The 13,261-nt window shown below is 69.4% G+C and carries 7 protein-coding genes and 2 pseudogenes; 6 read left to right on the top strand and 3 right to left on the bottom strand.

Annotated features, from left to right (window positions below; translation table 11 throughout):
* The first annotated feature begins 247 nt into the window (after nt 1-247).
* The 6 genes and pseudogenes from ABZ826_RS12440 (at nt 248) to ABZ826_RS12465 (ending at nt 9,011) form a co-directional block, all read left to right on the top strand.
* Nucleotides 248-1,615 (top strand): alkaline phosphatase, encoded by a 1,368-nt coding sequence (locus ABZ826_RS12440; RefSeq protein ID WP_361446225.1) that lies wholly within the window; start codon nt 248-250, stop codon nt 1,613-1,615.
* A 605-nt stretch (nt 1,616-2,220) separates the two neighbouring features.
* Entirely contained in the window at nt 2,221-2,694 is a 474-nt protein-coding gene (locus ABZ826_RS12445; RefSeq protein ID WP_361446227.1) for a hypothetical protein, read from the top strand.
* A 68-nt stretch (nt 2,695-2,762) separates the two neighbouring features.
* A complete protein-coding gene (locus tag ABZ826_RS12450; RefSeq protein WP_361446229.1) occupies nt 2,763-3,938 on the top strand; it encodes an MFS transporter in 1,176 nt (391 codons plus the stop codon).
* Between the two features lie 825 nt (nt 3,939-4,763).
* Nucleotides 4,764-5,679, top strand: a pseudogene (locus ABZ826_RS12455) (diiron oxygenase).
* Between the two features lie 33 nt (nt 5,680-5,712).
* Nucleotides 5,713-7,361 (top strand): annotated as a pseudogene (locus ABZ826_RS12460) (FAD-dependent oxidoreductase).
* A gap of 369 nt (nt 7,362-7,730) precedes the next feature.
* Nucleotides 7,731-9,011: a cytochrome P450 gene (locus tag ABZ826_RS12465; protein ID WP_361446231.1), complete on the top strand. Its 1,281-nt coding sequence runs from the start codon at nt 7,731-7,733 to the stop codon at nt 9,009-9,011.
* A gap of 188 nt (nt 9,012-9,199) precedes the next feature.
* Here the strand turns inward: ABZ826_RS12465 and ABZ826_RS12470 are convergent, their stop codons facing one another.
* The 3 genes from ABZ826_RS12470 to ABZ826_RS12480 all read right to left on the bottom strand — a co-directional run bounded on the left by ABZ826_RS12470 (nt 9,200) and on the right by ABZ826_RS12480 (nt 13,260).
* Nucleotides 9,200-10,402, bottom strand: a complete 1,203-nt coding sequence (locus ABZ826_RS12470; RefSeq protein ID WP_361446233.1) for a cytochrome P450 — start codon at nt 10,400-10,402, stop codon at nt 9,200-9,202.
* Nucleotides 10,403-10,483: 81 nt separating this feature from the next.
* Nucleotides 10,484-11,539 carry an NADP-dependent oxidoreductase gene (locus ABZ826_RS12475; RefSeq protein WP_361446235.1) on the bottom strand — a complete coding sequence of 352 codons (1,056 nt, stop codon included), beginning with the start codon at nt 11,537-11,539 and terminating at the stop codon, nt 10,484-10,486.
* Nucleotides 11,536-13,260: an NAD(P)/FAD-dependent oxidoreductase gene (locus tag ABZ826_RS12480; RefSeq protein WP_361446237.1), complete on the bottom strand. Its 1,725-nt coding sequence runs from the start codon at nt 13,258-13,260 to the stop codon at nt 11,536-11,538. Before ABZ826_RS12480 ends, ABZ826_RS12475 begins: the two co-directional genes overlap by 4 nt.
* Nucleotide 13,261: the final 1 nt, after the last annotated feature.

Consider the following 13,261-nt stretch of genomic DNA (forward strand, 5'->3'; position numbering starts at 1 on the left):
TGTCCGGCGCCCCGCGGCCCCGGCACCGCTGGGCGTGAGTGCCGCACAGCATCCACGCGGCCGCGATCCCGCCCTCCGGGTGGCCGGGTGGCCGGGTGGCCGGGTGGCCGGGACTCCGGAGAGAACGCGGCACGACGCGCCACGTCCCGGCAGGGCCGAAGGCGCCTGAATGCCGTCCGTGGTTCACGTGGCGCTGATGGACTGATCAGCGTTGGCACCCTGCACCGACCCGTACAAGGAGACCTTCATGCGCGGAACGCGCCTGACACGCAACCACCTGATGGCCGCCAGTGCGGTCTTCGTCGCCACCGCCGCCGTGGCAGTCACCACGACGGCCGGCGCGTACGACACGGCGGAGCATGCCAAGGGCGCAGTCAAGGGCGGAACGGCGAAGAACGTCATCCTGCTCATCGGCGACGGCATGGGCGACTCGGAGATCACCCTGGCCCGTGACTACACCGTGGGCGCGAGTGGCCGTCTGAACATGGACAAGTTCCCGCTGACCGGCGCCTACACGACGTACGCGGTACACGCGGACGGCACCCCGGACTACGTCACCGACTCCGCGGCCAGCGGCACCGGCTGGGCTACGGGCCAGAAGACGGTCAACGGACGGATCTCCAAGACGCCGGGCACGGACAAGGCCGTGCAGACCATTCTGGAGCTGGCGCAGAAGGGCGGCTACGCGACCGGTTCGGTGACCACCGCCGAGCTCACCGACGCCACCCCTGCCGTCCTGGCCTCGCATGCCACCGACCGCTCCTGCCAGGGCCCGGCCGATATGGCCAAGTGCCCCACCGACACGATCGCCAAGGGCGGACCGGGCTCCATCGCGGAGCAGAGCGTCAATCACAAGGTCGATGTCCTCCTCGGCGGCGGCAAGCAGCGCTTCGACCAGAAGGTGACCGACGGCAAGTACAAGGGCCTGACCGTCACCGAGCAGGCGCGGAAGCTCGGGTACCAGGTCGTCGAGGACAACGCCTCCTTGAAGGCGGTCAAGGGCGACAAGCCGGTGCTGGGGCTCTTCGCGCCCGGCAACGTGCCGACCGAGTGGACGGGCAAGGCCGCCGCGGTCGGCGGGACCGACCCGCAGCGCTGCGTCACCTCCAATCCGAACCGGCCTTCGGGCACCCCGAACCTCGCCGACCAGACGACCAGGGCCATCCAGCTCCTGGAGGCGAAGCAGAAGCCGAAGCACACCAAGAACGGCTTCTTCCTCCAGGTCGAGGGCGCCTCGATCGACAAGCAGGACCACGCGGCCGACCCGTGCGGCCAGATCGGCGAGACCGCGGCGTTCGACCGTGCGGTCGAGGTGGCACGCGCCTACGCCGCCAAGCACCCCGACACCCTGGTCATCACCACGGCCGACCACGGCCACACCAGCCAGATCGTGCCCCTGGAGGCCCAGCCGCCCGGTCTGTCCTCCACGCTGGTCACCGACGAGGGCCAGCAGCTGAAGGTCAACTACTCGACCAATGCGCCCGGTCAGTCGCAGGAGCACACCGGCACCGAGGTCCGGATCGCGGCTCAGGGGCCGCTGGCGTACCGGGTCCTGGGCGTCACCGACCAGACCGACCTGTTCACGACGATCCGCGAGGCGCTGCGTCTGCGCTGATCACTCGCAGACCGCCCACCGGCCCCGTCGACGCGAGCAGCGCGTCGACGGGGCCTTCGGGGAACAGGGCGGAAGCACTCGTCTGCCACGGCAGACTCACCCGAATGAAATGAGGTCCAACGGCCTCTCGTCTGGATCAGGCCGGGCCGCGCGGCGTCCGGTGCGTGCGATCGCGAGGCGGAGGGACCGCAGAACCTGCTGACCGCGCCCGTCATCGACACCGACAGCGGCGCCGTGACTGCAGGTCTCGGCCCACGGCCGGACCGGAACACTTCGGGCGCTCGATCGGGTATCGGGGCAACCAGCGCCTGACTATTTTCCGGATTATGGAAAAGTGACGGGTGGGTCTCTCGCCCGTCCGAGCATTCCATCGGACGGGCGCTCCAGCGGACGGGCGCTCCAGCGGACGGGTGCTCCATGGGACGGAGCGAACCTCTTCGTCCCTTTTCTGCACAGCTCTCACCTGTACGGGTGGTGCATGCCTGGGCGCGGTCGTACTGTCGATTCTGGAACCGCCGCCGGAAGAAGTGCACGGCCACCGGCGACTTCCCTTGCCGCGCGGGCCTCCGCGTGCGGAGCGGTCGCGGCGTGAACGGATGGGCCGCGTGGGCACGGAAAAGGGCAGCTGGGGAGCCGACATGCAACGAAACAAATTCAGGAGCGCGGTCATGCTGTGTGCCGCCCTGGCCCTCGCGGCTGCGGTTGTTCCGGCTTCCGCCTCCGCGCAGTCGCCCTCGCACGCTCGTGCAGTGGTCGTCGACTGCTTCTCGAATTCACAAGTACGCCCAGGCGAATTCCTGATCGCCTGCGGGGACGGAAACAACCGCCTGATCGCCCTGCAGTGGAGCAAATGGGGTCCGACGTCCGCTGTGGGGAGCGGACTCGACGCGGTGAATGACTGTCAGCCCTACTGTGCTGCGGGAAAGTTCCACTCCTATCCTGTCACCGTAACGGTCGACCGTCCCAAGAGTTGGCAGCGGCATCCCGAGGTACAGCAATTCACCCGACTGCAACTCGTGTACACCGGTGCCAAGCCGGCACAGACGCAGCAGGTCGTGACATACAAGCTCTGGGACTGACGGTTCCCGAAAACCAGGCCTCAAGCCGACCGGCCGCATCCGTATCGGGCTATCCGGCAGCGGCAGCGGTGTTCGCCATCGGGATGGCCGGGACCACTCTGCCGACGCCGTTGTACGGGCTCTACCAGCACCGGATCGGGTTCTCCGAGCTGATCGTGACCGTCGTCTTCGCCGTGTACGCCATCGCGGTCATCGGCGTGCTTCTGGTGGCGGGAAACTACTCCGACGAGGCGGGTCGCAGACCTGTCCTCCTGTGCGCCATGGTCCTGTCGGCCGGCAGTGCGGGATGCTTCCTCCTGCAGAGCGGCCTGCCACTGCTTTTCGCGGGACGCCTGCTGTCCGGCTGCGCGGCCGGGCTGCTGAGCGGCGCGGCGACAGCGGCCGTCATCGAACTGGCCGGTCCCGGGCAGAAGGCGCGGGCCGGGTTCGCGGCCACCGCCGCGAACATGGGTGGTCTGGGGTGTGGGCCACTGCTCTCCGGCGTGCTCGCGCAGTACACCCCGTGGCCACTGACGTTGCCGTTCTGGGTCCACCTCGGGCTGGTGGCGGCCGCCATGGGGATCACCTGGTTCCTGCCGGAAACCGTGGTGGAGCCGAAGAGATGGCCGCCCCTGAAGCCGCAGGGCGTCACGGTTCCTCCCGAGGTGAAGGGCGTGTTCACGCCCGCGTCGCTGGCCGCGTTCGCCGGCTTCGCGCTCCTCGGGCTGTTCACCGCGGTCGCGCCGAGCTTCGTCTCGCAGACACTGGGGGTGCACAACCTGGCCGTCACGGGCGCCGTGGTGTTCTCCGTATTCCTCGCTTCGACTGTCGGGCAGTCCTTGACGCAACGCATCGGCGCGCGTCTCGCGCTCCCCGTGGGGTGCGGCGTCCTCATCGTGGGCCTGTTGCTGGTGGCGTCGTCACTGATCGCCGAATCCCTGCCCCTGCTCGTCCTGGGCGCCCTGTGCGGCGGCGCCGGCCAGGGGCTCGCCTTCCGCTCTGCACTCACCCTGATCAGCGACGCCGCCCCGGCGCAGCACCGTGGCGGCACGATTTCGGCGTTCTTCGTCGTCGCCTACGCCGGGATCTCGGTGCCCGTCGTCGGTGTCGGTGCCCTGGCCACATGGCTCGGCCTGCGCCAGGCCGGCCTGCTCTTCACGGGCTGCGTGATGCTGCTGGCCGCGGCCGCGGGCACGTACGCCGCGCGCAGGCCACCGGCGGGGTCCCGGGCCGAGGACGACCGCCGCACGGCGCCGTCCGATTAGCCCGGCCGGACAGGGACGCCCACGCCCACTGTTCGGCATGCCGCGAACACCGGGGCAGCCATGTGCTGAAGATCCCCCGGCCCCCTCCGTGCGAGCCGATGTCCATGGGCTTCCGCCGGACAAAGCGGCGGCCCCCTGCTCGCAGGAGGCCGCCGCTCGCGGTGAATCCGATCTCCCTCTGAGAGGAGCCGTTTCCGTGGATCATGCTACGGCGGAATGCCGTGAGCGCCCACTCCAAGGAGGCCCGCCGCACGCGGTGCGTCGCCTTCGATGCCGCTCGTCGGCGGCCTCGCGCCGCGTCCGTGCGGGCACCGCCTCCCCGCGCCGTGGAACGCGGTCGCTGCGGCGCGGGCGTCGGCGAAGGCCGTGTTCGTTCGCCGGTCGGGAAAGTCCCGCCTGGTCAGCGGCAAGGTGACCGGGTGGACGACGTACACGGTCGTGGGTTCCGTGAGCCCGCCGGCATGCCGCTCAGGGCCCCGCCCCAGCCCCTCACCGGACCTGACGCAGAGTGACTCGCCGCACCGCCGCCCGCATCGGAACGGGCGCACCCTCTTGACTCCATCCGGGCACGCACCCGCTCACGGCAGGGCGGGCGAACCAGACTGCCCGGTCGGCGGGACGGGGTGTCGACGGGCGGGAGACCGGGCGGATTTCTCCACAGGGGGGGTAGGCCCGCACGGCACTTGCTATACGTTCCGTCCAACAGCTTGCTAGACGTCACGTCTAACAAGCGAGGGCGGCGTCCGGCTGCCGACGGTCTCATCGAGGCGCGAGATGGGGCCACGGCCGGCGTCGAGTCGTTCCGTCGATTCAAGGAGCCGCAGCATGGCAAGGAGCACCGTTCGGCCGGAGGACCAGGACCGGCTCCACCAACACGACATCGCCCGTCGCCTGCTCGACTCGTCCGCGAAGTTGTCCTACGACCCGGTCACGGAGGTGGACTGGGACACACCGCTGGACAAGGACTTCCACGGTGCGAGCCCCGAGTGGAGCACGCTCTACGGCACGGCCTACTGGCAGGAACTGACCGATGCGCAACGCAAGGAGCTGACGCGGCAGGAGGCCGCTTCGGTGGCCAGCACCGGCATCTGGTTCGAGATGATCCTGCAGCAGATGGTGCTGCGCGACATCTACACCACGGACGCCACGGACCCCCCGGTTCCAGTGGGCCCTCACGGAGATAGCCGACGAATGCCGACGCTCCGTCATGTTCGCCCGCAGCGCGGCGAAGCTGGGCGCCCCGGCCTACCGTCCGCACCGGCTGGTCGTCGAACTCGGACGGGCATTCAAGACGCTCGCGTTCGGCGAGGCGGCATACGCGGCGATTCTGGTCGCCGAAGAGGTGCTCGACGTCATGCAGCGTGACTGGATGCGGGACGCGCGGGTCGCGCCGTTCGTACGCACCATCAACAACATTCATGTCGTGGAGGAGTCACGCCACATGAAGTTCGCCCGCGACGAGACCCGTAGGCATCTGCGGCACGCCGGTCCCCTGCGTCGACAGCTCAACGCCTTCGTGATCGCGGTCGCTTCCTACTACATCGTCACGAGCATGGTGAATTGGAGCGTCTACGCGAACGCCGGGCTGGACACGGAGCGAGCGGTGGCCGAGGCCAGGGCGAACGAGCACCACAAGTCCCTGATGCGGTCAAGCTGTTCGGGCCTCATGGAGTTCCTCGCCTCGGCCCGGCTCCTCACCAGGCCCGCACTGTACTTCTACAAGCGCGCGAACCTGATCTGATCCGAGCCGAGCCGAGCGACCCGGGCCGACGACATGACCTACGCCATCACACAGACCTGCTGCAGCGACGCCACCTGTATCGCCGTGTGCCCCGTCAACTGCATCCATCCGACACCGCAGGAACGGGCGTTCGGCAGCACGGAGATGCTGTACGTCGACCCGAAGTCCTGTATCGACTGCGGTGCCTGCGCCGACGCCTGCCCGGTCGACGCGGTCTTCCCGGTGGATGGCCTGCCCGAGACGCAGAAGGGCTACGCCGCCATCAACGCGGCCTATTTCGCCGAGGAGGAGCCCGAACCGGAGGGCACGGGACCGAACTTCCATGTCTGGGGCGCGCCCACGTTCGAGCGCAGCCTGCCGTCCGATTTCGCGCCGATCCGGGTCGCGGTCGTGGGCACCGGCCCGGCCGGCATGTACGCCGCCGAAGACCTGCTGCTGCACACGAACGCCGAAGTGACGCTGATCGACCGGTTGCCGGTGGCCGGTGGTCTCGTACGGTACGGCGTGGCGCCGGACCACCCCTCGACCAAGAAGGTGTGCGACTCCTTCGCACGCCTCCACACCCATCCCCGGGTACGTATGCATCTGGGCGTCGAGATCGGCAAGGACATCACCGCGAACGAGCTCGCCGCGCATCACGACGCGGTCATCTACGCCGTGGGCGCGTCCGCCGATCGCCGACTCGGCTTCTCCGGCGAGGAGTTGGCGGGCAGCGTCTCGGCGACCGCGTTCGTGTCCTGGTACAACGCCCACCCCGAGGTCGCGCCGGACGCCATCGATCTGTCCGCCGAGCGCGTGGTCGTGGCCGGCAACGGCAATGTCGCTCTCGACGTCGCCCGTGTCCTCGTCATGGATCCCTCGAAACTGGCCCGTACGGACATCGCCGACCATGCCCTCGCGGCCCTGCGCAGCTCAAGGGTGCGCGAGGTGGTCCTGCTCGGGCGGCGCGGCCCCGAGCACGCGGCGTACAGCACCTCCGAGTTGCTCGCTCTCACTCACCTGCCCGGTGCGGAGTTGGTCGTCGACGACCACGATCCGCGGATCGGCGCGGCGATCGACGGCGCGCGGCCCGGCGGGAAGGCCGCCTCGCTGCGCGGCGCGGTACGCGAGTCGGTGGACTGGTCGCGCGCGCCGGCGTCCGGGCGGCGCATCGTCTTCCGCTTCCACTCCGCTCCTGTGGCGGTGCTGGGTGACGACAGTGTCCGGGCCACGCGCGTGACCGGAGGTTCAGGTGAGCTGGACATACCGGCCGACGTTCTTCTGCGGCGGTGGGCTACCGCGGTGTGCCGTTGGCCGGGCTGCCCTTCGACGAAGCAACCGGCACGGTCCCGCACGAGGATGGTCGGGTGACGGGAATGCCGGGGACGTACGTGGTCGGCTGGATCAAGCGCGGGCCTTCGGGCGGTATCGGTGCCAATCGCGCCTGCGCCGCCGAGACGGTCGGCACCCTCCTGGCCGACGCCGTCGCCGGCACGCTGCCCCCGCCAACCGGTTCGGCCAAGGCGTTGCTCCGCCTCGCCCGCAGCCGAAGCCGTCATGTCGTCGACGCCCGGGGCTTGGCGGCCATCAACCGGGCCGAGTTGGCACGTGGCCGCGGCGAGGGGCGCCCCCGGGTCAAGTTCGGCACCGTGCCGAAGCTGGTGGCGGCGGCGAAGGGCAGCCGCTGGAAGATGCCGGGCTGAACCCCGGCGCACCGTCACGTCGGCATCGCGCGCCGCGAGCGCGTGCTGCGGCTCTCCTGCCGTGCTCGCCCGTCCGCCGGTGGCCCGGCACCGGCCGGGGCCGCGTGCACGCGGCCCCGGCCGCCCGGTGATTCCGCCGTGGTCACCCGTTGCCGCCCCGGTCCTCCGGCCCTGGCGAAGAAGGCTGCCGACCGACCGCCGTGCCCGCTCGCGCTACCGTGTGCTACCAGCGTTGTTGCGACTTCTGCCCTGAGATACGACTCTCTCGGTACAAGTCACGTCAGCGCCTGTCCATGTCCATTGCCGAGCCCGCTGCACATCCCTCTCGTCTCCGCACCGTGCGTGCGGACCGCGCGACCCATGGAGAACATGTTGAGGACGAAGTTCCGTTCTCGTATCACCGCCCGGCTTGGGCGCACCTATCTGTCCAGGATCCAGAAGTACGGAATTGGTTCCTCCACGATCCGGCTGCTGCCTGAAGACTTGCTGATGATGCTGCGCAGGGATGGGCTGGACCCGGTGGACAAGCTGGCCGGACTCCGGGCGGATGCGCCGATATCCAAGGTCTCGCTGCCGTTCGGCATGGACGTCTGGGTGGTCACCGGATACGAGGAGTCGAAGGCCGTGCTCGGATCGGCCGACGGGTTCAGTACCGACTTCGCCCACCTCGCCACGAACGCCGGAGTGGCAGCCGAACAGAGCCCGGGCGGACTCGGGTTCAGCGACCCTCCCGTGCACACGCGGCTGCGCCGCATCCTCACCCCGGAGTTCACGATGCGCCGACTGCGGCGGCTGGCTCCCCGGATCGACGCCATCGTCGAGGAGCGCCTCGACATGATGGAGGCCCGGCAGGGGCCGGTCGACCTGGTGAAGGAGTTCGCGCTGCCGATCCCCTCCCTCACCATCTGTGAACTGCTCGGCGTGCCCTACGAGGACCGCGACGACTTCCAGCAGCTGGCCATGGACCGCTTCGACCTGTTCGGCGGTACGACCGCGCCCTTCGGTGCCATGTCGGCGTCGCTGGCGTACTTCAGGGATGTGGTCGAGGCGCAACGCCGGAAGCCGGGTGACGGCCTGCTCGGCATGATCGTGAAGGAGCACGGCGACAGCGTCGACAACGAGGAACTCGCGGGCCTCGCCGACGGCGTGCTGACCGGTGGATTCGAGACGACCGCCAGCACGATCGCCCTCGGCTCGCTCGTATTGCTGCAGAACAAGGACGTCTTCGAGCGAATTCGGACCGACGACGCGATGATCGCGCACTTCGTCGAGGAGGTGCTGCGCTACCTCTCCGCGGTACAGATCGCCTTCCCTCGGTTCGCACGGGAGGACATCGAGATAGCGGGGGTGGTCATTCCGCAGGGCGACATGGTGCTCTGCTCGCTGAGCAGCGCCAACCGCGACGCGTCGTACGTCATGGACGACGGACACTTCGACCCGCACCGTCAGGCCTCCGGGCATCTCGCCTTCGGCTACGGAATACACCGGTGCATAGGCGCCGAACTCGCGCGCATGGAACTGCGCTCCGCCTACCCGGCCCTGGCCCGGCGGTTTCCCCGGATGCACCTCGCCGTTCCGCCCCAGGAGCTGGCCTTCCGCAAGCTGTCCATCGTGTACGGCATCGAATCGCTGCCGGTGCACTTGCGCTGAGCGGGTGCTCACCCCCGGCGCACCAGCTGCCCTCCACCGGACCCGTCATCGCTCCGATCGCCGTTTGCGGGCCTCGCATCGCCCCTACCGGGTCCGTCGGTCCTGTCGGGTCCGGGGCTCCGCGGCCGGTTCGTTCGCGGTCGGCCTCGGTGTGCTCCGGTCCCTCCCACTGGCCGTGTGTCGTCCTCCTACCAGGTGACGGTGATCCGCTGAGGACTGCGGGACGTGGTGCCGCGTCGCCACTCGATTTCTTCGGCGGGTCGTGCCAGCCGGAGGCCGGGAAAGCGGGCGGCGAGCCGGTGCAGGGACAGTTGGAGTTCGAGCCGCGCCAGCCAGGCGCCCAGGCAGTAGTGCGGACCGGCGCCGAACGACAGGGTGGGGGCCGCCAGGGGGGCGAACAGGTCGTCGAACTGCCGGGGCGGGAAGACATCGGGATCGCGGTTGGCCATGCCGCAGTCGGCCAGCACCACCGATCCGGCCGGGATGGTCACGCCGCCGACCTCCGTATCGGCGGCGGCGTGGCGCGCGGTCCCCCGGTCGTCGCCGAGCGGGACCAGGTGCAGCAACCGCTCGGCCAGCAGCTCGGCGGCCCGTTCGTCCTCCCCGAGACGCGTCCAGCTCTCCGGCCGTTCGCCGAGCAGATAGAGCAGGGCGTTGCCCAGCATCGTCATGGTGCTGTCGTGCCCGCCCACCACCAGTCCGCACACGAGGTCGACCAGCTGCCCCTCCGGGATGCCTCCCTCCTCGTCGGCCGCGCGTACCAGCACGCTGGTCAGATCGTCCCCCGGCGCGTTCCTCCGCTCGGCGAGCAGCGCGGCTCCGAAGTCGGCGAACTCCGCCAGCGCCGAGTCCATTTCCTCCTTGGGGTGGGAGCCGTCCGAAAAGGCGTACTGGGTCCAGTGGCGCAGCCGTTGCCTCGCCGGGGCGTCGAGACCCATGAGCCGGCTGATCACCTCGACCGGGAGCGGCAGGGTGAAGGCGGCAACCAGGTCCACCGGAGGGGCTTCGGCGGCGAGTTCGTCGAGGCGCTGTTCCACGATCATGGCGATCCAGGGCCGCCATCGGGCGACGGCCCTCGGTGTGAACGCGCGCCGCAGGGAGCGGCGCAGGCGCAGATGGTCCTCGCCGTCCTGGTTGAACATCAGATCCAGGCTCCCCACCAGACCGGCGTCCGCCGTCAGTGGCTGGGCATCCGGTGTGTGGAGCCCCGCGCGTCCGAACCGGGTGTCGGTCAGGACCTTGCGCACGTCCTCGTACCGGCTCACCAGCCATACCCGCGTCCCGTCGGGCAGGTCGACCGGCCTGGGTGGTCCGGGCGGGTCGAAGCCCAGGCGGTGGAGAGGGAGGGTCGGCAGGCCGGTCGTCGCGTCGGTGTCGTCGGAGCAGGGCATGGGACCTCCAGGCGTGCACGGTTGCGTCGGGCTGCTGGGCAGGGGCATGCGAGCGGGAAGGAGACGTCGGAGCAGCGGAGGTCAGAGCTCGACCAGCACCTTGCCCCGACTGGCTCCCGTGTCCTGGTAGAGGCTTCGGTAGGCGTCCGGGATGTTCTCGAAACCCTGGTGGAGGGTGTGCCCGCAGCGGATCTCGCCCCGCCGGACCCTGCCGCCGAGCTCGTCGTGGAGCGCGCGCCAGTTCTGTTCGGTGAACCACTCCAGCGAGAAGATGCCGCGCACCGAGGTACGGGGAAACATGATGTACGGCAGCAGCCTCGGCCCGAAGGCCTCCCGGCCGACCTGGGTGGCCCACTGCCAGCACACGGCCACCTGGCTGTCGACGTTGAGCATGGAGAACACGGCGTCGGTGACCGTGCCACCCAGGTTGTCGAAGTACTTGTCGATCCCGTCCGGTGCGACCCACGAGAGGGCTTCCCGCACCGCTTCGCAGCTGTCCTTGTGGCGATAGACGACGACCGCGTCGAAGCCCAGTTCGTCGAGGTACTCCGCCTTGTCCGCCGTCGAGGTGGTACCGACCACCCGCGCCCCGGCGAGCTTGGCCAGCTGACCGACCAGCGAACCGACGGAGCCCGAGGCGCCACTGATCACGACGGTGTCCCCCGGGCGGACGGACATGAACTTGGTCAGGGTGCCCCAGGCCGTCATCCCGGGACCGCCCATGACGCTCAACGCGGTGGGCAGCGGAAGGGCGTCGTCGTACCAGTTCGGGTCCAGGCGGCGGAAGGCCGGGAAGACCATCGGGAACGTACCGGTCTGCCACGGGGTCGCCGCGCCGTCGCTGACGAGATGGGTGCGCCAGCCACCGAACCCCTGCACCAGATCACCGGGGCGGTGGGCCGCACGCGGACCCGCCTCCAGCACCTCCATGATCGAGTCGGCCCCCATGTGGGCGCCGAGAGGGGTGTCCAGCGCGATGCCCTGGAGGTAGGGGTCCACCGATACGTAGCGCGTTCTCAGCAGCATCTCGTCCGGGGCGAGGTCGACGTCGAGTTCCTCGTCGACCAGCCCGTAGACCCGCTCGATGTCGGGGACGCCCTCGATGTGCTCCCGTACCACCCATTTCCTGGTCCTCATCCCGTTCCCTTCCTGTCGACGGGGGACAACCGGTCGTCCGCCACGGACCGCGCCTCCGGTCGGGGGCCCACCGGAACGACGAGATGGGTCGGGGGCGGCCCGCTCTCGTCGACGGACGCGGTGAACGTCCTGCCGTCGTCCCGGCAGATGAACTGCATGACGTGCCGGCCCGCCGCCGCCGCGCGGATCAGGCCGCCGGTCGTCGCCCAGACGCCGGACTGGTAGAAGTTCCGCAGTCCCGGCAGGCCGGGGCCGTGCTTCTTGATGAGCGTCTCCAGCGTCTCCCCGCTCTCCACGAACGGCTGCCAGCCGAGCACCGTGCCGTCGTAGTTGCCCGTGTAGCGGACCTGTGTGAGCGGGCTGGACACATCGCGCACGGCAATCGCGTCGGTGATGCCGGGGTGGCGCCGTTCCAGGAACGCCACGAGCACGTCGCGGGCCCGCTTCTTGGCCGCGTAGTACCCACGGCCGTGGCGTACCGGCAGCGTGTGGAGTCTCCGGCCGCCGCGCGTCCGGGTCGCCTGCTCCGGTCCTTCGTCCAGGGCCCGCCAGGGAGCGATGTCGCAGAAGTAGGTGACGTACGCGATGCTCGTCCCGCGCGGGGAGAGTTCCGGGTAGTGCCTGTTGCGGAACTGGACGTTGATGCTGGGGTGGCGGATTCCGGTCAGATGGGCGGCTTCCGCCTCATCGAGCAGATAGGTCGTGCAGGGGTCGGCGTCCGGGAAGTCGCGGCGCAGGCCGAGAAAGAGGGTGAAGTACCCGGGGAACACCATGCCGGGCTGGTGGATGGTCCTGGTGTAGAGGTGGCGGTAGGCGTCGTCGAGGTAGCGGCCGCCGAGCAGTTCCATTATCGTGGTGCGGCCGTCGCAGGCCGAGACGACGATGTCGGCGCGCAGTTCGCCGCCGTCGCTCAGCCGTACGCCGATGGCACGGTTGTCCTCGACGAGAATCTCCTCGACCTTGGCGTTGTAGGTCACTTCGCCGCCGAGTCCGCGATAGCGCCGCTCGATGGACTCGGCCAGTCCGAGCGATCCGCCTTCGGGGACGCCGGCGGAGAGGTTCGCGTGCGAGGCGAGCTGGAAGTGGAAGGGCAGCACGGGGAACGCCGGATGCTTCTCGTACAGGATGAAGTTGAACGCCTCGCGCAGCAGGGGGTCCCGGAACCTGGCCGAGTAGTCGGTCATCAGGACGCTGATGGATTTGCGCACGACGTTGAAGTACGGCACGAACGACGCCAGCATGCGCCAGCGCTCCGGCGTCGACATCAGCCCGACCGGCTTGAGGAACGGGTAGACAGCGAGGCACTTGCGGAATGTGCGCAGTTGCTTGCAGAAGTCACGGATCAGAGCGGAGTCGACGGGCGAGATATCCGTCAGATGCGCCTGAAGCCGGTCGGGGTCGGAGTAGAAGTACACGGCCCGCCCGCACCGGCCGCGCACGACGTTGAACACATCGAAATGCCGTACCTCCTTGCCCTGCAACGCGCCCAGCTCCAGCCAGATCTGGTACATCTCGTTGCCGGGTCCGCTGCCGAGGAGCCAGCTGACGCAGGGATCCAGCGTGAAGTCGCCGCGGTCCCAGGCCGTGCAGCAACCGCCCGGCAGCTCGTGCATCTCCAGGACGTGGGTGCGGTAGCCGTTCATCCGGGCGTAGCAGCCGGTGGACAGGCCGCCGAGCCCTGCGCCGACGATGATCATCGACTCGCGTCGGGAACCCGACATG

It is taken from the genome of Streptomyces sp. NPDC047515, from assembly GCF_040643055.1.
Classification (GTDB): domain Bacteria; phylum Actinomycetota; class Actinomycetes; order Streptomycetales; family Streptomycetaceae; genus Streptomyces.